We start from the raw sequence: 19,039 nt of genomic DNA on the forward strand, positions 1-19,039 counted from the left end.
TGGTTTTATGCATTTTTAGGGCTATTGGGCAATAAGAACAAGAAATTCCGGTCCTTGGAGCCTATTTTCAAAAATGGTTCACATTCATTCAATAAAATTATGACTACAGCTCCCCTATCTTTAGAACATATTATAAGACCTTCTAACTTAACTGATAAAAAACCACCCGTTCTGTTTTTATTTCATGGTTATGGCAGTAATGAAGAAGACCTTTTTTCCTTTGCTCCAGAACTTCCGAAAGAACTTTGTGTTATTTCCGTTAGGGCACCATATATACTTCAGCCATATGGCTATGCTTGGTATGCGATAAATTTTGATAATGAAAAAGGAAAGTGGAGTGATGATGAACAGGCTATTGGATCACGGGATAAAATTGTAACCTTTATCGATGAGGCTGCAATGCATATGGCTTGGACACGAACCATGTAAATTTATTAGGTTTTAGTCAGGGTACCATACTCAGTTACGCCGTAGCTTTATCTTATCCTGAGAAGTTAAAAACATAATCGCCCTAAGCGGATATATCAATGAGTCCATTTAAAGGAAAATTATAGTACAAACGATTTTGACCAAATAAGTTTCTATTGTAGCCATGGAGACGTAGATCAGGTAATTCCGGTTGAATGGGCTCGTAAAGCACCGGAAATCTTAAAGAAATTAGGTATTGAACATCAATATGAAGAATTTCCTGTTGGGCATGGTGTTGCACCTCAAAACTTTTATTCCTTACAAAAGTGGATCAAGAAAAGCTTTAATTACTGCGGGTGTAAAGTAAGTGGTCCACAAGAGTAAAATCAACCCCCAAATCATCTTTTAGTTCATATTTAATAAGCAATTCGCCCCAATACTTTCCATCGGAAAAATCAGCTAAGATCCATTTATGGTTTAATATCTTAATCTTATTGATCTTAAAATCATTTTCCATTCCTTCATAAGGAATTAAAGGATTGTCTCCTTTTTGTTCATTGGTTTCCAGCAGTTTGTCCGTAATATATGCAGCTGGTTATGTAGATCCAAATGCTCGTAATAAGCCAAAGCATCATCATTATTTTCCAAAGAAAAATATTGCATATCCATAACCTTGACATTGGACCGTTGTACAGAATCCTTCAAAACATCTATTTCTGACTGTAACTTGGTTATTTTGGCGGTATTCATTTCCACCATTTTATTACTACTGACAAAAAGATACAAGCAGATTAAGGCCGAAAATAAAAAGAGGTATAAAAAGATATTTTTCTTCATAATTAAATAGTAATGGTTAAGTTATCAAAAGCCAAATGTACGTTAGGCGGAAGCATTGCTTCTACCTCATCATGAAAACCGAGCAAATGGCTAATATGGGTTAAATATGCGGTTTCCGGGTTTACCCTATTAATAAACTCCAAGGCCTCCTCTAAATTAAAATGGGAAATATGGGGTTGAATTCTAAGAGCGTTTACGACCAATACTTTAGAATGTTTTATTTTTTCCAATTCATCGTCATGGATAGACTTTACATCAGTTAAATACGTAAAATCGTCAATACGATAACCAAAAACCTGTAGTTTATTGTGCAGTACATTAATGGGTAATACTGTTTTGTTACCCAATGTAAAAGGACAATTTTTCTTTACCCTATTAATTTGCACCGAAGGCGCACCAGGATACTTATCCTTTTCATTAAAAATATAGTCAAATCGGTTTTTCAAGGATTTCAACACACGCTTATGAGCATAAATCGGTATACTGCCCTGCCTGAAAAAGAAGGGCCTTATATCATCAAGGCCTGCGGTATGGTCAGAATGCTCGTGTGTATACAGAATACCATCCAAATGTTGAATATTATGGTCAACATTTGCTGTCTAAAATCTGGGCCACAATCAATTACATAATGATATTTGTTCCACGATATTAAGACGGATACCCGTAATCTTTTATCCTTTGGTTTTCACTTAAACATACCGGATGTGTACTACCTATGATCGGAATGCCCTGCGATGTTCCCGTCCCTAAAAAAGTAACACGTAAATTATTTGTCATGTATTACAAATTTAATTCCTTTTTAGTAAAATAAAGGTTGAAAAATTAGAAGATCAGGGTAATTAAAGCGCAATAAAGTAAAGAATGAAAGTAATTCCATTTTTTAGGGCATATGCCAAATGTAACGTCCATTCTTTATAACTTTGTTAAAAAGATAAACAGGTAAAAATGGCATCCGTACTAAAAAGAGATAGTGTTTTTGAAAACATTCCCTCGATCAAGGCAAAAACGTTACGTATAAATCTAAACCCGGATATTTATGGAACATTTGCAGAGATTGGCGCAGGACAGGAAACAGCGCGCCATTTCTTTAGATCGGGTGGAGCATCTGGCACGATAGCGAAAGCAATGAGTGCCTATGACAAGGATTTCAGCGACGCTATTTATGGCATTGAAGCCGATGGCCGGTATGTTACACAAGCCCGTCTTAAAACTATGCTTACCCATGAGATGCAGTTAATGGAGGAGCGTATAAGTAGGAAAACCATCCGGACAGATTGTTCTTTTCCTATGCAAATACCGTAGCTACCATAGATTTTTCAAAACGGTACAAAGGACACGGATGGGTTGGTATACGTTACCAATTGGACCCCAACCAAAAAGAATGGGAGATTATATTACATATACGATTTAAACGACAAAATGGCTCGTTTGCAGCAAGAGACCCTTGGAACACTTGGTGTAAATTTAATTTATGGTGCTTTCTATAAGTATCATAAGCCAAAAAAAATGTTGAAATATTTATATGACCATATTGACAAGGATACATTGGAAATTGATATGGTCAATTTTTCAGGCCCTAATTTTAAGGATGTAGACAACCGTTTAATGAGCTTGCAGCTTATTAAGAACAATATGACAGATGCCGTTATGTTTGGCCCGGACGGTAATAACCTTTTGCCTGCCGCAGTATTGTACAAAAAAAATATTTTGGCGTTACGCGGTAGTTTTAGACCGGTAACCAAGGTAAATCTAGACATGTTTGAAAAATCGTATGATATTTTCATACGTGATTCTCAAGTAGACCAGAACAACACCATAGTAATTTTTGAAATTACCCTTTCCAATTTAAAGGCATCCGGTGAAATAGATGAGCAAGACTTCATGGACCGCGCAGAGCTGTTGTGTTCACTTGGTCATTCCGTTATGATATCAAAATTTCAGGAATACTATAAGCTGGTTGAATATTTCAACAACTTTACCAAAAATAGAATTGGACTTACCATGGGCGTCAATAATTTGGTAGACATATTTGATGAAAAATATTACAGGCATTTAAGTGGTGGAATTTTAGAGGCGTTCGGCAAACTTTTCTTTAAAGATCTACAAGTTTATCTATACCCAATGAAGAATCCGGATACCGGACAAATAATGACGAGCAATAATGTTAAGGTACACCCACGTATGAAAGAATTGTATAAATTCTTTAAATACAACGGCAAAGTAATGGATATCATTGATTATGAGCCGATATCATGCATATTTTCTCTAGAGATGTACTTAAAAAATTAATGAACAATGAGGAAGGTTGGGAAAAAATGCTTCCTGAGGGCATTGCGGAAATTATAAAAGAAAAGAATCTTTTCAGCAGAAAGGATAATGAAGAGGAACTTCAAGAATCATAAAGTCTTTAAATTTTCTTACTTTAAAAAAAAACCGAGCGTCCATAAATTGGGCACTCGGTTTTTTAATTTAATCATTAAAATTATTCCAATAGTTGTGCTGCATGGTCTTTGGTCTTCACCTTATCTATAACCTTTATAACCATACCATTACCATCTATAACAAAGGTTTTTCTATGTATACCATCATATTCCCTACCCATAAATTTTTTAGGTCCCCAGACCCCAAAAATATTAAGGACCGTATGGACTTCATCTGCCAATAGCGGAAAAGGAAACTCATATTTACTTTTAAATTTTGCTTGTCTTGCTTCAGAATCTGCACTTACCCCTAAAAGTTCATAGCCATTGGCTTGCAATTCTTGGTAATTATCCCTTAAATTACACGCTTCGGCAGTACAACCGGGGTACTGGCCTTAGGATAAAAGAAGACGATCAGTTTTTTTCCTTTGTAATCAGAAAGTTTAACCAAATTACCATCTTGGTCCTTTGCTGAAAATGACGGCACTTTATCCCCGACTTTTAATGTATCCATAATAGTAGTTTAAATTTATGTTTAAATTATTTCATTCAAAATTAAACAAAAAATGACTAAAGCAGAAAAAATAGCGTTTACAATCTCTACGTTACAAGAGCTTTATCCAGAAATTCCTGTACCCTTAGACCATAAAGACCCGTATACATTATTGATTGCTGTTCTAATGTCTGCCCAAAGTACAGATGTACGAGTAAATAAAATTACTCCCTTGCTATTTGCAAGAGCGGACAATCCTTATGATATGGTCAAGCTGAGCGTAAATGAAATAAGGGAAATCATAAAACCTGTAGGTCTGTCCCCCATGAAAGCCAAAGGTATATATGGTCTTTCAAAGATATTGATCGAAAAACATGATGGCAAAGTACCACAAGATCTACCTTCATTGGAAGCATTGCCCGCCGTGGGCCATAAAACGGCTAGTGTTGTTGTATCACAAGCATTTGGTATTCCAGCTTTTCCGGTAGATACACATATTCATAGATTACTATATAGGTGGGGTTTTACCAATGGTAAAAATGTAGTACAAACAGAAAAAGATGCCAAACGTTTGTTCCCCAAGGAAATTTGGAACGATTTACACTTGCAGATCATTTGGTACGGCAGACAATATTCTCCTGCCAGAGGTTGGGACTGGAGAAAGATATCATAACCAAGAAAATAGGTAGAAAATCCGTACTGAACGAATATTATAAAAAGAAAAAGACCCGTTAAAAACGGGTCTTTTATTAGTTTAAAAAATGTTTCAAAACTTAAATCATTGTGCTCAAATTCGTAAAGCGCCTGAGAATAACTCAACAAAAAATTAATTGTCTTTGGACATACTTTAACAAATTCTGCCTGTTCTTGAAAATTAGAGTAAATTTTTTCCATACTTCCTACGTTGTTACACTAAAATAACGCCGCAAAATTGGAAAATTGTTTACTCTATGTTCTTCCCTCTTAATTCGTAAGAACAATATTGTTTTTGTCGATGATTTTTCTAAGATTTATTAAAGCATAACGCATTCTTCCCAAGGCCGTATTGATACTTACTCCTGTATTTTCCGATATTTCCTTAAAGCTCATATCCTTGTAGATACGCATTAAAAGAACTTCTTTTTGATCATCTGGCAACTCTTCTACCAATTGTCTAAGATCTGTATCTATTTGATTTTTGATGAGTTGCTTTTCAGCATTTAACTTATCATCACCTATAACAGAAAAAATATTGAAGTCATCGCTACCTTCAAACATTGGCATTCTCTTATTTCTTCTGAAATGATCAATAATCAAGTTATGGGAAATTCTCATTACCCATGGTAAAAATTTACCTTCCTCGCTGTATTTTCCTTTTTTTAAGGTCTTGATCACCTTTATAAAGGTATCTTGGAATATATCTTCTGTAATATCCCTATCCAATACCTTAGAATAGATAAAACTAGTAATACGCTGATTGTGTCTGTTGATCAATATTTCAAGGGCACTTTCGTTACCATTGATGTAATCCCTTACTAATTCTGAGTCTTCAATTTGTAGTTTCATACGAGTTACTTTCTTTTAAGGTTTTAGATTGGGAAAATCTAATTGGTTATTTTGGTTTGCTTTTTAATTCTGATATAAAACTATAGAAAAGGGGTGCTGTTCAAAAAAGTATGTTGTCAAACAGCACTTTTATGATGTGAAACATCGAAAAAGTATATTTCCATACAATAAATTAGAATATGGAAAGTTCCGTGATAAATTTAGATATAGCTTTTAAGGACGGTACTATATAGGAGAATATTGTTTTGGCCTTACTACAGGACAAATATTTAAGATTGGAAAGAAACATTATAATCATGTATACGGTAAGGACACCTAACATATAATTATATAAAAAAGAAAACCTCTTGAACTTTCGTCCAAGAGGTTTATATTATTTGGTAAGGATGATTAATTTAAATTACTTTCAAATTGTAATCCCTTTGTTTCTGTTATATCCAATGACTTAGAATAGGCCAATAAAAATTCAATGGTTTCTGGTCTGGCTTTTACTAAAGTACATTTTTCAATTTTATCGGTGTAAATTTTCTCCATAGTATTTGTTGTTTAGGTTCAACTAAAGAACGATACATTGAGGAAGATAGTAGATCCACTCGACCTATAACCAATTAATTCGTTAAAACTATACTATTGGCCTCAACTAACTTTCTTAGGTTGATCAATGCGTAGCGCATTCTTCCTAAAGCCGTATTGATACTAACACCCGTATTATCCGAAATTTCCTTAAAACTCATATCCTTGTAGATACGCATTTCCAAAACTTCCTGCTGATCCTCAGGGAGTTCTTTGATCAGCCTCACCAAATCAGTATCTATTTGCTCCTTGATCAACTGTCTTTCTGCATCAAGTTTTTCATCACCCAATAAAGCGAATATATTATAGCTCTCCTTACTATTGTACATGGGCATTCTGTTGTGCTTTCTAAAATGATCAATAATCAGGTTATGTGCAATTCTCATGACCCAGGGCAAAAACTTTCCTTCTTCGTTATAGGCACCTTTTTTAAGGTACGGATCACTTTCATAAAGGTATCTTGAAAAATATCCTCGGTCAATTCCCTATCCCCTACTTTTGAATAGATAAAACCGTTAAACGAGAATTATGACGATTTATTAAAGCCTCTATGGCCTTTTCGTCTCCTTGAATATATTTTTTGACTAATTGGGAATCTTCAATCTGTACAACCATAAACTTTACTTTAAGGGTTAAAATATGGTCCCTATTTCATTTGAACTAGGATACCAGTAGTATTAATTTTAACTTAAAAATGTAAAGTTGCTTTATAGGCCGATTAAATTTTATTAGGCTCCAAAGATAGAAAAAAATAATACTCTTATAATTATGTGAAAATTTCTTCTCAGATTTTAGTTGGCCATCCATTTTATAGAATAGAAAAAAGGCAAAGCGTATCTTTGTACAATTAGATTTTTATATGCCTATACTTACCGAAGTAAATCCGAAAGAGAACATAATCATTAAGGGAGCAAAACTGCATAACCTTAAGAACATAGATGTAGTTATACCTAGAAATAAACTTGTTGTTATCACGGGTTTGTCCGGATCCGGAAGTCTAGCCTAGCATTCGATACCCTATATGCAGAAGGACAAAGAAGGTATGTAGAAAGTTTATCATCTTACGCAAGACAGTTTTTGGGCAAATTGGACAAGCCCAAGGTTGACTATATAAAAGGTATTGCCCCCGCAATTGCAATAGAACAAAAAGTAAACTCTACCAATCCTAGATCTACTGTAGGTACCACTACGGAAATATATGATTACATTAAATTATTGTTTGCCAGAATAGGAAAAACCTTTTCTCCCATATCCGGTAACGAGGTAAAAAAACATACGGTTAGCGACATTGTCAACTTTGTAAAAACTTTTGACGAGCAAACAAAACTATTATTACTGGCACCCATCCAAATTAGGGAAGACAGGGATACTATTAAATCTCTGGAACTTTTTTCAAAACAAGGATATGCACGTATTAAATATAACAATAAAGTCCTGAGAATTGACCAAGCCCCAAAAGATATAGGCAAAAAATTTGATTTGGTCATAGATCGCATCATTACCAAAAACGATGAGGATTTTTATAATAGATTGGCCAATGCCATTGATACAGCTTTGTTTGAAGGTAAGGGAGAGTGCGTAATAGAGGAATTGGCTACCGGAAAACAGACATTTTTCAGTAATAAGTTTGAACTGGACGGAATGACCTTTCTAGAACCAAATGTACATTTGTTCAGTTTCAACAATCCATATGGTGCCTGTCCAAAATGTGAGGGATATGGAGATGTTATTGGTATTGATGAAGATTTGGTCATTCCCAATACGGCACTTTCAGTCTATGAAAATGCAATTTTTCCTTGGCGTGGAGAAAGTATGGGCTTTTATAGGGACCAATTGGTCAATTCTGCCTACAAATTTGACTTCCCCATTCATAAACCTTGGTATGAACTGACAGAAGAACAAAAGGAGTTGGTTTGGAAAGGCAATAATCATTTCATAGGACTTCATAAGTTCTTTGGTATGCTTGAGGAAAAAAGTTACAAGATTCAAAATAGGGTCATGTTATCAAGATATCGTGGTAAAACCAAATGTAATGTTTGTAATGGTAAAAGATTACGTACGGAGACCGATTATGTCAAAGTAGGCGGTGCCAACATCTCATCATTGGTAGGTCGTTCAATAGAAAAGTTAGGTGAATTTTTCAATACATTGGAGCTAAATGACAACGACGCCAAAATAGCTTCACGCCTATTGATAGAAATTAGGACCCGTCTTGGTTTTTTAAGCAAAGTTGGTCTAAACTACCTGACCATAAACCGAAAATCCAACACCCTTTCTGGTGGTGAGAGTCAACGCATAAACCTGGCAACCTCTTTAGGTAGTAGTTTAGTGGGGTCTATGTATATTTTAGATGAACCAAGTATTGGCCTTCATCCAAAAGACACTGAAAATTTTATAGATGTTTTAATATCACTTAAAAATTTGGGCAATACGGTTATTGTCGTAGAACATGATGAGGATATTATGAAGGCTGCGGATATGGTCATTGACATTGGTCCTGAGGCAGGCAGCCATGGTGGTAATGTTGTGGCGCAGGGAACATTAAAGGAAATATTAAAATCAGACTCGCTAACGGCACAGTACCTCAATGGTAGTATGGAAATTAAGGTTCCAAAAGAACGAAGAACCTCTAAAAATTACATTACTATTAAAGGTGCAAGAGAACATAACCTGAAAAATATTGATGTAACCTTTCCTTTGGATATGTTAACTGTAGTTACGGGTGTTTCAGGTAGTGGTAAAAGTACTTTGGTAAAAAAGTTACTCTATCCAACAATATTAAAAGAAACTGGTGGCTATGGGGAAAAAGCCGGACAGTTTACGGATGTGGAAGGAAAATATAAACATATAAAACATGTTGAATTTGTAGACCAAAACCCAATTGGTAGATCCTCCAGGTCAAATCCGGTTACTTATATCAAGGCATATGATGATATTAGAAATCTTTTTGCAAGCCAAAAGCTTAGTACCATAAGAAACTATCAGGCCAAACACTTCTCATTTAATGTTGATGGTGGTAGGTGTGAAAAATGCAAGGGGGAAGGCGAAATTACGGTAGAAATGCAATTTATGGCAGATGTGCATTTGGAATGTGAAACCTGTGGAGGCAAACGTTTTAAGAAAGAGGTATTAGAGGTAACGTTCAATGAAGCCAATATTGATGATATCCTTAATATGACCATAGATGATGCCATTACGTTTTTTGAAAAAGGTTTACAGAATAAAATCGTTACCAAGCTCAAACCCTTACAGGATGTAGGTTTAGGTTATGTAACTTTAGGACAATCTTCTTCTACTCTATCTGGAGGTGAAGCCCAACGTATTAAATTAGCCTCCTTTCTGATTAAGGGTAGCACCAAGGACAAAGCGCTCTTCATTTTTGACGAACCAACTACCGGATTACATTTTCATGATATTAAAAAGCTTTTGAAATCATTTAATGCGCTGATCAAGAAAGGGCATTCCATTGTAGTTATAGAACATAACATAGATTTAATCAAATGCGCCGATTATCTAATTGACCTTGGTCCAGGCGGCGGGAAAACGGTGGTCATTTGCTGGCCGAAGGAACTCCTGAAGAAGTCTCTAAAAGTAAAAAATCTTTTACGGCCAATTACTTAAAAGATAAATTATAAAGATAAATTAGTTTTATTTATATGGAAACCGAATCTAGTAAATAGCTGTTTATCAACAGTATAAATATAATTTATATTTTTTGGCACGCTGTTTGTAATGATGTAAGGGAATGCGAATAATTGCATTTAGAACCGCTGTCGAAAGGCAGATTTAAAACCTTATATCATGAAAAATTTAGTACTCCTTTTTACGGCGATGATATTAAGCACCACAGGTGTTTTCGCTATCGGTATTAATGAAGATAAGGTTGCTAATAGCAATGCTTATAGATTTGACAACTCCTTCATATTTGTTGAAAACGGAATCACATTTTCGGTGTATCCAGATGGCGAATTTGATTTTTATATTGAAAGTCAAGTAAGCGGTAGCAGAAATGGCATTACGTTCAACTCAGGATATGATTATAGCCCTTTTGCTCAATATGATGATTATGGAGCAGTAATTCAAGTTGAAAACGTACCCATATTTTACGATTATTATGGAAGGGTAAACCAAATTGGTGATGTCCAAATCAATTACAGAAATAACCGTGTACGCAGCGTAGGTGGTATGTATGTGTATTATAACAATCAAGGATTTTATGACTATCATACCGGTTATATCAATATATACAATAGAAATTATGTTTTTAGACCTTTCCATAGATGGTTTTCAAGGCCGGCAATTAACTTGTGCCTAGTATATAACAGACCCTATAGAAGATATTATACACCAATTAGGTATTCATATTATAGACCTTATAGAAATAACTTTAGAAGAGCATACGTAAATGTTGGTAAGACATATAGATATAATAAAGTTAGAAATGAAAGAGCTACAATATATAGAAATGACAAGCGTGTAGCGGTCAGGAACAATAATTTACGCAGTAACAGAACAGTAGCTAAGAGAGACAATGGACTTAGAAACGATAAAAGGGTTGTTTCCAGTAATACATCTAGAACAAATAGAAACACTACAATTAATAGGACAACTACCGTAAAGCGTAACAATGGTGCGGTTCGTAGTAATGCTAATAATAGAAGTGTAAATAAAAGAGAGGTTACTAGAACTATTGGAAACAATACAAATAGCAAACGTAGTAACAATAATGCAGTGGCTCAAAATGGTCAAAAGAGAACGGTTACCAAAAGAGAGGTAATTAGAACGCCTAGGAGCACCACGGTAAAAAGAACTACTACAACACATAGAAAAGTAAATCCAAATGTTAGAACTCAGCGAAGTACAACGGTTAAACGTTCCGTAAATACACCTGCAAGAAGTAGAAGTGCTGTAAGTAAAAGTACAAGTACAAGGTCAACGGCAAAGACTCCCTCAAGAAGTTATAGCTCAAGATCGGTAAGCAAGACTCCTTCAAAAAGTTCAAGATCGGTTTCTACGACCACAAGAAGTAGCAGAAGAAATTAAGAATAGTTTTTAGTTGGTTAGTTGTTTAGCACCGTAATGAATACGTTCATTACGGTGCTTTTTTGTACATGGAACTACAGTTCAAATTCAGGGAATATGTTATAAAATTTTTTGGCAAAATTGCCTTAAAGTTCATGGTATTATTAGAAATGGGGTGTTGAAATTGTAAGGAATACGCATGTAGATAAAGCCCTTTGCCCCTAAGCTGTAAATTGTCCTTAAAGTAAAGTTTATCTCCCAATATAGGGTTCCCAATAGCATATAGATGTTTACGGAGTTGATGCCTACGCCCAGTCTGTGGTTGCAACTCAACCAATTTAAATAGGTAAACCTATCTGACAAGGTTGATTGGATTACAGAAAAAGAAGAAGCTACCTTGTTATCAATGGGTAACGAAATATGACCGTTTTCTCTCATCTCACCGATTGTAACAGCTAAATAAGTTTTTTTTATTGCCCTATTTTTGAACATTTGATTTAAGGCCACTATTGCACTATTGGTTTTTCCTACCAATAATAGGCCTGTAGTCTCATAATCCAAACGATGAACGGGTTGCGGATCAACAGCATCCTTGGCCCTACTAATTTTTAAATTTTGAGGAAGGGCATTGGCTATGGTCAAAAATTTATTGCCGCTCACCAAAATTCCGGCGGGTTTATTAATGACAGCTAAATACTCGTCTTCGAATATAACCTGCAATGGTAATTTTAATCGTTTGGAAGGAGTTTGCGTATCTACGAGATATTCTATTTTCTCCCCTCCGGAAATAAATGTTGCGGTAAAAGCCTCTTTACCATTGACCCAAATAAGTTTCTTTTTAATTGCTTTTTTTAAAGCGGATTTACTAGTAATGCCTTCAAAGATACCTACACCGTATTCTTGTAATCTACTTTTATGAATGTTCTTTGCTACAAAATGGGTCTCTCTAATATGCATAGGTATGAGGATAAAAGAATAGTTGGCAATAAAGTCACAAGTTAGATTTTTGAATTAGAAAAATAAGTTACAGAGTTAAATTATACTAAAATAATCAGTCACCTTTACCACAATCAATCCAACAGTAAAGATTAAAATTCCATGAAGAAAATTAACCATAAGCTCATAAGGCAGATAATCATACTTGCGCTTATACTTTTTCTTGGGGATTGATCATCACCTATATGTTACCTTACATTTCCGGTGTACTGGGTGCGTTAACCCTTTATGTCATCTTAAGAAAATGGATGATTAAATTATTGAACAAGGGCATGAAAAGAACGTGGCGGCCACATTATTGATTATTGCCTCACTATTAGGAATTTTTATTCCATTGACCGGTGCAGCCTTTATGCTAGGTGCCGAAATTGGAAATTTGGCTGATAAATCCGAAGAAGTTACAAAAGCGTTCAAGGAACAGATATTTAAATTGGAAAAATATGCCGGTTATGACCTATCATCGGCAATTGACCCTAAACAAGCTTCTGGTTGGTTAACAGATAATTTACAAGGGTTTGCCAGCGGAACCTTTACCATTCTAATTTCTTTGGGTATTTTACTTTTATTCTCTATTACATGCTTCAAAGTCCCAAGAAATTAAAGGATTCTTTATTGGAATATATTCCCTTAAGCAATAAAACCTTGGTCATATTGGGAAAAGAAATAGATAATGTCGTTCGTTCCAATGCTATTGCCATACCATTAGTAGCACTGGCACAAGGAATTATTGCCTTAATAGGATTTATATTTTTGGAGTGGATAATCCATTGTTTTGGTTTGTGATTGTTACTATAGGTTCTATGATTCCCTTTATAGGCACTTTTGTAGGAATATTGCCGGTATTTATTTTAAGTATGGCCGGCGGCAATGATTTTCAGGCGTGGGGCATCTTATTGTATGGCATATTGGTGGTAGGAATGACCGATAATTTAATTCGATTGGTAGTCTTAAAACAAATTGATAGCACCCACCCATTAATTACATTAATAGGAGTATTGATCGGGATACCTATTTTTGGATTTGTAGGATTGATTTTTGGACCGCTCATTATTAGCCTTTTTCTTGTTATCGTAAAAATTTACAAACAGGAATATGGTATACAGACCTCAAGTAAAAAAGCAAAACAGAAACTATAGTTAACGCCTTAAAGTTTTATTTATAAAATGATATATATCGTCAGAAATCCTAAATTTATAAAGTACACCTACATATACCATCAACATTAATAGGCTTTTTAACGCTATGTTCACTATTGGGTGAAAAGGAAAATCTACAAACCAAAATATACACCCTATAGCTACCAACAGTATAAAAACCTTTACAGTTTCTAGGGTAAAAGGGATAATTTTAAACTTGGACCTTACATAGATCAACTTTAAAGTATTGTAAACAAAGAAAGCACTAAAACTTGCAATTGCTGCACCATTTAATCCAAATGTTTGGTATTAACCAAAGATTAAAAAGAATAGCCATAAAAGTAAGTAATACCCCAAAAAATAAAATTGAACGGTAATAATCAGAATATATAGAATAGAATTATTATTACCTAAAAGGGCATCATATACTTTGGCCAAGCCAATCCAAAATACGATCATAAATCCATTTGCATAATTATTGGGAAGTAATTTATAAAGTTCATCAAGATTTAAAAAATCAACAAAAACAATATCCCAGACACAATGAACAAGGTTACGAACTTTTCTGGTAAAGGGTTTTTTAAAGCAGGTTTTTCCTTGTTGTTGATATAGCTTGCAGTTAATGGGTATGTTATTTGATGCATGGCCCTTGAAGGTACCGCTATAGTAGAAGCAATAAAACCAGAAACTGCATAATAGGCTACATTATCAATTTCCAGAAAACTGTTCAGCATCACCTTATCCACTTCCAATAGCACAATAGCTGTAGAACCACCTAATATAATCAAGGCACTGTATTTTACAATATTTATCCAATTATAGGGAAGTGTAAAATTAATCTTGGGCTTACGCAGGTAAAATGCATATACTTTCATGATCAACGCACGCAGTAGATATGAACTACAAGGGCATTGATAAAGAAATATACATCAATGACTTTGAACCACAATAAAATCAATAACACGGTTTGGACGATTCTGCAAAAAATCTCCTCATAAAATTACCGAATATGGATTTCATTCTTATTCTGGCCCAAGCATAGAATATTTCAAAATAAGCCATGGCCATCCCCACAAAGAAAATATGCCATACATAACTACGCACAATGGGGTTTTTATTCGCCAAAATATTGCCTATAAAATCGTTGGCAAAAAAACTAAGGAAGGCAATGGGTATGATTAAAACTAAAGGCAAAAACAAGATAAAGGTCAAAAAGCTGTCTTGTTTGGTATGATCTTAAAACTGGAATAAAATTTAACTACGGTATTGGGGACGCCAAAGGCCAAAATGGGCATAAGTATAGCAGAAACTGATAAAATTACTTGTATTAGCCCATAATTTTCAGGCTTCATAAAACGGGTATACAAAAATAAGGTGTTGATTGCCCCAATGGCAAAACAATATAGTTACAATAGTATTGTTCAATGATTGTTTAAGTACAATGCCCATTAGATCAATTCTGATAATTTACGGTCAGTTCCCTTCTGCTATAGGTTTCTATTCCTGAAGATGATATTTTAAGTTCCCTTTTTTATACTGTTCAAACCAACTTAAAAGTACATTTTTAAGTTCATTTCATCCGTATACTCAAAAATACATCCAGCATTGGTTCGTAATTATTGCACCGACCTCCCAACCTTTTGGACCTATGGCAAGTATTGGTCTTTTTGCGGCATAATACTCAAAAAAGCTTTCCTGGAATTATACACTTGGTCTCATGGTATCTATTCGGCAAAGTAAAATTTTGAGACTTATCTTGAAAGCCAGTGCCTCATGATAATCTACCAATGGCCGCACCCTATTAAAAAGTGTTCCTTTTTCCAGTAAGGACGACTTGGATAAAACTTTGCAGGAGATTAAGACCAAGCGTAATTTAACAGCAAAAGTGTTTGAACGCAAAACCACTACTGATGGCAAATTTTTGGTTCAGTTAAAGAATTCTTTGGGCGAAACCATTGGGTCCAGCGGTCTATATTCCTCTGAAGCAGGCATGGAAAACGGCATATTAAACATAAAGAATAGTTTAAATACGGTGGACTAAAAAATTTGAAATATTAAAAAGAAACTAATTGTGATAACAATTGCTCATGCATAGCCTGGGTATAATCCAAATGCGTTACCATACGCAACTTACCCTGACCCATTCCTATGATTAGAATATCCTTTTCTTTTAATTTTTCCACAAAGTCCATGCTTGTCATGTACGATTCATCAATTTCAAAAATGACTATATTGGTTTCAATGGGCTCCACTTTTTTTATAAATGGTCTTGCAACCAAAACCTCCCCTATTTCCTTTGCTCTTTGTGATCCTCAGCAAGACGATCTATATGATGGTCTAACGCATATATAGCTGCTGCGGCCAAAAAACCGGATTGCCGCATACCACCCCCAAATAATTTTCGTATTCGTATTGCTTGCTCCATATGCTCCTTTGTGCCCAATAACAATGAGCCTACCGGACAACCCAAACCTTTGCTCAAACAGACGCTGACCGTATCAAAAAGTTGACCATACTGCAAAGGGTTCTCTTTCTTTTCCACCATTGCATTCCATAATCGTGCTCCGTCAAGATGGTAGCCCAACTTATGTTGCTTACATACTTCACCAATTTTTTCAAGCTCATTGAAATCCCAACAAGTTCCACCACCCTTGTTGGCGGTATTTTCTACGCAGACCAAAGAGGTTAACGGACTATGATAAAAATCTGGAGGATTAATGGCCGATACTACTTGGGCAGCCGTCATGGTTCCCCTATTGCCATCTATTAACCTACACGAGACACCACTATTAAAACTTACCCCTCCACCTTCATAATTATAGATGTGGGCATATTTGTCGCAAATAAGTTGCTCCGCAGGTTGTGTGTGCAATTTTATTGCGGTTTGGTTGGTCATGGTACCACTAGGAAAAAAGAGGGCAGCCTCCATTCCAAAAAGGTGTGCTACTTTTTCTTCCAAGGCATTTACGGTAGGGTCTTCCTTAAATACGTCATCACCTACCGTTGCCGACATCATGGCATCTAACATGCCCGCCGTGGGCTTCGTTACGGTGTCACTAATAAGATTTATCTGCATAAATATTTGTTGCTAAATTTAGTGGAAACAGTCCATGCCAATTGGAGAACCATCTGGTATTGCAGGTGAAGGAATTACTTTGAACAATTCTGGATGGTCATAAAAATCTTTAATTCTTTTTACCATCTCCCCTTTAATAGGGTCCATATGTTGTTCAGGTGCAAAATTCTGTGATATCTTTCTTAACTGCGCATTTGTAATCGCATTTACCTGTGGAGCCACATTGGGGTGGTTTGCCAAATTCATGATATGTGTTAGGACCCTAAAATTAATAGTTACCTGCGCCTCGTTCAAATAGGTGTCCTTATGCTTTTTCATTAATGTATTCGCTACCAATTCGTCAAGTACCTCCTGTAATCCAATATTTTTTTGGTCGATGGATTTTTGCTGGATCAGTCTTGAAGCTCTTTCCGGATGCAATAAAAAGCCCAAGGTCATATCTGCAGCAGTTTCCACAGCGGAAAGGGCATCAAATGTAAGTCCTGTCTTCCCGTTAATAGATTCCCGTGTTCTAGGATGTCCAAAGGCACGAGGTGGAAACAATTTCAACTTATCCTTCGGAATAGCGATAACCTCCGCATTAACGGTATTTAGAATACTGGTCAGCGCATCTTTCTGCATGTCTTTATCCGCAATTTCAACAATGTTCTGGCCATCTCCTTTAACCGCATAATTATATTCCAACCCTCCAATAAGCTTTGCTACAGCCTCTGTTTGGTATCTATGAAAGAAATAAAGGGGCACAAAAACATCTTCTAATACAGCAAAGGCCTCCCCAGTTCTAATATTGTTCTCCGAAAAATTATTAATTGCCGTTTTCCTAATTTTTAGCATTTCATCCAGTTCCTTACTTACATTGGTACCGTTGTCCCATAAGTGTGCAAGAACATGTGCGCTACCTTGGGGCCTTGCATCTTGATCGGTTATAAAGCGTAGGCCGTTAGCTGTAGCTTGGTCCAAAATTTTATCCAATTCTTCTTTTTCGTTTACACCTTCAGGAAAGGTTTCATATGAATACGCAACGGAAACCTTGTCCCATTCTCCAATACCATTTTCATAGGCATTTGAAAATTCCACTTCACCATTTTGTAATGTAAATTGCGGGTGGGGATAGTCCATCACCGAAGCTTTATTGGTGGTACTGGCAGCATAATTATGCGCAAAACCAAGGGTGTGGCCAATTTCATGGGCAGATAATTGTCTAATACGTGCTATGGCCATTTGTAACATTGGTTCATAATTATCGTCCCGTTCTGCAAAAGGTTGTTTCATTAAGGCCTGTGCAATTAAAAAATCCTGCCTTATGCGCAAACTACCTAGGCTTACGTGGCCTTTCATTATTTCACCTGTACGTGGATCCGTTATACTGCTACCATAGCTCCAACCTCTGGTTGACCTATGCACCCATTGTATAACGTTGTAGCGTACATCCAATGGATCTGCATCATCTGGTAAGATCTTGACCTGAAATGCATCTTTGTAACCAATGGCTTCAAATGCTTGATTCCACCATCTACCCCCTTCCAAAAGGGCCGTACGTACCGGTTCTGGGGTACCGTTGTCCAAATAATATATTATTGGTTCTACGGCTTCGCTCAATTTGGCAGTAGGATCTTTCTTTTCAAGCCTATGTCTTCTAATGAATCTTTTTAAGATTGACGATTCTACCGGTGTAGCATAATCATAATAACTAAAAGGTGATGCTCCGGAACGCGGATCAAACTCCCGTGGTTCATAACCATCATCCGGCAAGGCTATAAAAGAATGATGCTCGGCAACGGTTATCAAATTGGCATTGGGGGCCACACTTCTAATATAACTTCCGGCAGGCTCACCTTTAAAAGTAAGTGTTACATCAAATTCTACGTTTTGCGGAAAAGCTTTTGTCCGTTCCATAGCCATGGCGCTCTTTGACTTGTCCAAACTATAAGCGCCCTGCTTAGTTCGCTTTAAACGATTGGCAACGCCATGTGCATCCTGCATTAGAAAATCGGTAATATCTATGATATAGGTGCCATTTTTATCTTCCACTATAGGAAAACCATAAAGAATAGATTTTGCAAACGCCTGTTCCACCGAGATACGTTCCAATTCATTTTCCGTATTGGCCCTGAATTTTAAATTTGGCTGCACCAAAAGCAATTTACCACCTGCCTTTTTAAAATAAACAACCTGCTCGTCGCCCAATTGGCCGCGATCCAAACCTATATCATTACTTCCTATACCACTACTTAAGGAATAGACATACAAAAATTCCTTGTTCAATTCCTTTACCTCCAAAAATATTTTATCTGTTTTTTCTTCATAGAAAAAATCAAAAAAGCCATCATACTTTTTCAGGTCATTTTTTTTATCGCTGAACTGGCCCAACATTACATTGGTTGTTACCAATAACAATATGAATAGTGGCAGGTAATTTTTTTTCATGGTCGTATAGTTTTTTCTAAAAGTATAGAAAAAGTAAGGAATACTAAAGACAACCTTATATCAAAATATGAAAAAATAGGCTTGATAAATAATGTGCCTAATTATT

Annotated in this window: 15 protein-coding genes and 9 pseudogenes; 10 read left to right on the forward strand and 14 right to left on the reverse strand. The window is 35.7% G+C overall.

Features of this window, described 5'->3' with window-relative positions:
• The first annotated feature begins 99 nt into the window (after window positions 1-99).
• Window positions 100-792 (forward strand): annotated as a pseudogene (locus tag Q2T41_RS19455) (alpha/beta hydrolase).
• Here Q2T41_RS19455 and Q2T41_RS19460 read toward each other — a convergent pair.
• Window positions 752-1,245, reverse strand: a pseudogene (locus tag Q2T41_RS19460) (hydrolase). The pseudogenes Q2T41_RS19455 and Q2T41_RS19460 overlap by 41 nt on opposite strands.
• A 2-nt stretch (window positions 1,246-1,247) precedes the next feature.
• Window positions 1,248-2,022, reverse strand: a pseudogene (locus Q2T41_RS19465) (MBL fold metallo-hydrolase).
• A 168-nt stretch (window positions 2,023-2,190) separates the two neighbouring features.
• Here Q2T41_RS19465 and Q2T41_RS19470 point away from each other — a divergent pair.
• Window positions 2,191-3,647 (forward strand): annotated as a pseudogene (locus tag Q2T41_RS19470) (TonB-dependent receptor).
• An 80-nt stretch (window positions 3,648-3,727) separates the two neighbouring features.
• Here Q2T41_RS19470 and bcp read toward each other — a convergent pair.
• Window positions 3,728-4,179: pseudogene (gene bcp, locus Q2T41_RS19475) on the reverse strand (thioredoxin-dependent thiol peroxidase).
• Between the two features lie 52 nt (window positions 4,180-4,231).
• Between bcp and Q2T41_RS19480 the strand changes: the two are divergent.
• Window positions 4,232-4,893 (forward strand): annotated as a pseudogene (locus Q2T41_RS19480) (endonuclease III domain-containing protein).
• A 228-nt stretch (window positions 4,894-5,121) separates the two neighbouring features.
• Here the strand turns inward: Q2T41_RS19480 and Q2T41_RS19485 are convergent.
• From Q2T41_RS19485 to Q2T41_RS19500, 4 genes and pseudogenes are all read right to left on the reverse strand, one after another.
• A complete protein-coding gene (locus Q2T41_RS19485) occupies window positions 5,122-5,703 on the reverse strand; it encodes an RNA polymerase sigma factor (RefSeq protein ID WP_089261480.1) in 582 nt (193 codons plus the stop codon).
• A gap of 172 nt (window positions 5,704-5,875) precedes the next feature.
• Window positions 5,876-6,025 carry a hypothetical protein gene (locus tag Q2T41_RS19490; protein WP_304437105.1) on the reverse strand — a complete coding sequence of 50 codons (150 nt, stop codon included), beginning with the start codon at window positions 6,023-6,025 and terminating at the stop codon, window positions 5,876-5,878.
• Window positions 6,026-6,093: 68 nt separating this feature from the next.
• On the reverse strand, window positions 6,094-6,237 hold the full coding sequence (locus tag Q2T41_RS19495; RefSeq protein WP_304437104.1) for a hypothetical protein: 144 nt from the start codon (window positions 6,235-6,237) through the stop codon (window positions 6,094-6,096).
• A gap of 74 nt (window positions 6,238-6,311) precedes the next feature.
• A pseudogene (locus tag Q2T41_RS19500) lies at window positions 6,312-6,891 on the reverse strand (sigma-70 family RNA polymerase sigma factor).
• Between the two features lie 244 nt (window positions 6,892-7,135).
• Between Q2T41_RS19500 and uvrA the strand changes: the two are divergent.
• Window positions 7,136-9,911: pseudogene (uvrA, locus tag Q2T41_RS19505) on the forward strand (excinuclease ABC subunit UvrA).
• A 166-nt stretch (window positions 9,912-10,077) separates the two neighbouring features.
• Window positions 10,078-11,319, forward strand: coding sequence for a hypothetical protein (locus Q2T41_RS19510; protein ID WP_304437101.1), 1,242 nt, complete (start codon window positions 10,078-10,080; stop codon window positions 11,317-11,319).
• A 132-nt stretch (window positions 11,320-11,451) separates the two neighbouring features.
• Here Q2T41_RS19510 and Q2T41_RS19515 read toward each other — a convergent pair whose 3' ends face one another.
• The gene (locus Q2T41_RS19515) at window positions 11,452-12,255 is read right to left on the reverse strand and encodes a pseudouridine synthase (RefSeq protein ID WP_367186923.1); all 804 of its coding nucleotides are present in this window, start codon (window positions 12,253-12,255) and stop codon (window positions 11,452-11,454) included.
• A 322-nt stretch (window positions 12,256-12,577) separates the two neighbouring features.
• Between Q2T41_RS19515 and Q2T41_RS20860 the strand changes: the two genes are divergently transcribed.
• From Q2T41_RS20860 to Q2T41_RS20870, 3 genes are read left to right on the forward strand one after another with little or no spacing between them, the layout of a single operon-like run.
• A complete protein-coding gene (locus tag Q2T41_RS20860; protein WP_367186924.1) occupies window positions 12,578-12,895 on the forward strand; it encodes a hypothetical protein in 318 nt (105 codons plus the stop codon).
• Window positions 12,871-13,077: a hypothetical protein gene (locus Q2T41_RS20865; RefSeq protein ID WP_367186925.1), complete on the forward strand. Its 207-nt coding sequence runs from the start codon at window positions 12,871-12,873 to the stop codon at window positions 13,075-13,077. The genes Q2T41_RS20860 and Q2T41_RS20865 overlap by 25 nt, the downstream gene beginning before the upstream one ends.
• A complete protein-coding gene (locus tag Q2T41_RS20870; protein ID WP_367186926.1) occupies window positions 13,050-13,430 on the forward strand; it encodes an AI-2E family transporter in 381 nt (126 codons plus the stop codon). The genes Q2T41_RS20865 and Q2T41_RS20870 overlap by 28 nt, the downstream gene beginning before the upstream one ends.
• A 309-nt stretch (window positions 13,431-13,739) precedes the next feature.
• Here the strand turns inward: Q2T41_RS20870 and Q2T41_RS20880 are convergent, their stop codons facing one another.
• The 4 genes from Q2T41_RS20880 to Q2T41_RS20895 all read right to left on the reverse strand — a co-directional run bounded on the left by Q2T41_RS20880 (window position 13,740) and on the right by Q2T41_RS20895 (window position 14,782).
• The gene (locus tag Q2T41_RS20880) at window positions 13,740-13,889 is read right to left on the reverse strand and encodes a hypothetical protein (protein ID WP_367186927.1); all 150 of its coding nucleotides are present in this window, start codon (window positions 13,887-13,889) and stop codon (window positions 13,740-13,742) included.
• 50 nt (window positions 13,890-13,939) lie between these two features.
• The gene (locus Q2T41_RS20885) at window positions 13,940-14,305 is read right to left on the reverse strand and encodes a polysaccharide biosynthesis protein (protein WP_367186928.1); all 366 of its coding nucleotides are present in this window, start codon (window positions 14,303-14,305) and stop codon (window positions 13,940-13,942) included.
• A gap of 79 nt (window positions 14,306-14,384) precedes the next feature.
• Window positions 14,385-14,642 carry a hypothetical protein gene (locus tag Q2T41_RS20890; RefSeq protein WP_367186929.1) on the reverse strand — a complete coding sequence of 86 codons (258 nt, stop codon included), beginning with the start codon at window positions 14,640-14,642 and terminating at the stop codon, window positions 14,385-14,387.
• A complete protein-coding gene (locus Q2T41_RS20895) occupies window positions 14,639-14,782 on the reverse strand; it encodes a hypothetical protein (RefSeq protein WP_367186930.1) in 144 nt (47 codons plus the stop codon). Before Q2T41_RS20895 ends, Q2T41_RS20890 begins: the two co-directional genes overlap by 4 nt.
• Window positions 14,783-14,811: 29 nt before the next feature.
• Here Q2T41_RS20895 and Q2T41_RS20900 point away from each other — a divergent pair, with 29 nt between their 5' ends.
• Both Q2T41_RS20900 and Q2T41_RS19530 read left to right on the forward strand, forming a co-directional pair.
• Window positions 14,812-14,937: a hypothetical protein gene (locus Q2T41_RS20900; RefSeq protein ID WP_367186931.1), complete on the forward strand. Its 126-nt coding sequence runs from the start codon at window positions 14,812-14,814 to the stop codon at window positions 14,935-14,937.
• 327 nt (window positions 14,938-15,264) lie between these two features.
• Window positions 15,265-15,471 carry a YegP family protein gene (locus tag Q2T41_RS19530; RefSeq protein ID WP_304437516.1) on the forward strand — a complete coding sequence of 69 codons (207 nt, stop codon included), beginning with the start codon at window positions 15,265-15,267 and terminating at the stop codon, window positions 15,469-15,471.
• A gap of 13 nt (window positions 15,472-15,484) precedes the next feature.
• Here Q2T41_RS19530 and Q2T41_RS19535 read toward each other — a convergent pair.
• Both Q2T41_RS19535 and Q2T41_RS19540 read right to left on the reverse strand, forming a co-directional pair.
• Window positions 15,485-16,506, reverse strand: a pseudogene (locus Q2T41_RS19535) (threonine aldolase family protein).
• Between the two features lie 18 nt (window positions 16,507-16,524).
• A complete protein-coding gene (locus Q2T41_RS19540) occupies window positions 16,525-18,933 on the reverse strand; it encodes a zinc-dependent metalloprotease (protein WP_304437089.1) in 2,409 nt (802 codons plus the stop codon).
• Between the last annotated feature and the right edge of the window lie 106 nt (window positions 18,934-19,039).

The sequence above is a fragment of the Maribacter confluentis genome, assembly GCF_030505015.1.
Classification (GTDB): Bacteria; Bacteroidota; Bacteroidia; order Flavobacteriales; family Flavobacteriaceae; genus Maribacter; species Maribacter sedimenticola.

Bases quoted from the DNA above. Each gene is read 5' to 3' on its own strand.
- Q2T41_RS19485 (WP_089261480.1), bottom strand. From the start codon at position 5,703: ATGAAACTACAAATTGAAGACTCAGAATTAGTAAGGGATTACATCAAT.
- Q2T41_RS19490 (WP_304437105.1), bottom strand. From the start codon at position 6,025: ATGTTAGGTGTCCTTACCGTATACATGATTATAATGTTTCTTTCCAAT.
- Q2T41_RS19495 (WP_304437104.1), bottom strand. From the start codon at position 6,237: ATGGAGAAAATTTACACCGATAAAATTGAAAAATGTACTTTAGTAAAA.
- Q2T41_RS19510 (WP_304437101.1), top strand. From the start codon at position 10,078: ATGAAAAATTTAGTACTCCTTTTTACGGCGATGATATTAAGCACCACA.
- Q2T41_RS19515 (WP_367186923.1), bottom strand. From the start codon at position 12,255: ATGCATATTAGAGAGACCCATTTTGTAGCAAAGAACATTCATAAAAGT.
- Q2T41_RS20865 (WP_367186925.1), top strand. From the start codon at position 12,871: ATGCTTCAAAGTCCCAAGAAATTAAAGGATTCTTTATTGGAATATATT.
- Q2T41_RS20880 (WP_367186927.1), bottom strand. From the start codon at position 13,889: ATGATCGTATTTTGGATTGGCTTGGCCAAAGTATATGATGCCCTTTTA.
- Q2T41_RS20885 (WP_367186928.1), bottom strand. From the start codon at position 14,305: ATGAAAGTATATGCATTTTACCTGCGTAAGCCCAAGATTAATTTTACA.
- Q2T41_RS20895 (WP_367186930.1), bottom strand. From the start codon at position 14,782: ATGAAGCCTGAAAATTATGGGCTAATACAAGTAATTTTATCAGTTTCT.
- Q2T41_RS19540 (WP_304437089.1), bottom strand. From the start codon at position 18,933: ATGAAAAAAAATTACCTGCCACTATTCATATTGTTATTGGTAACAACC.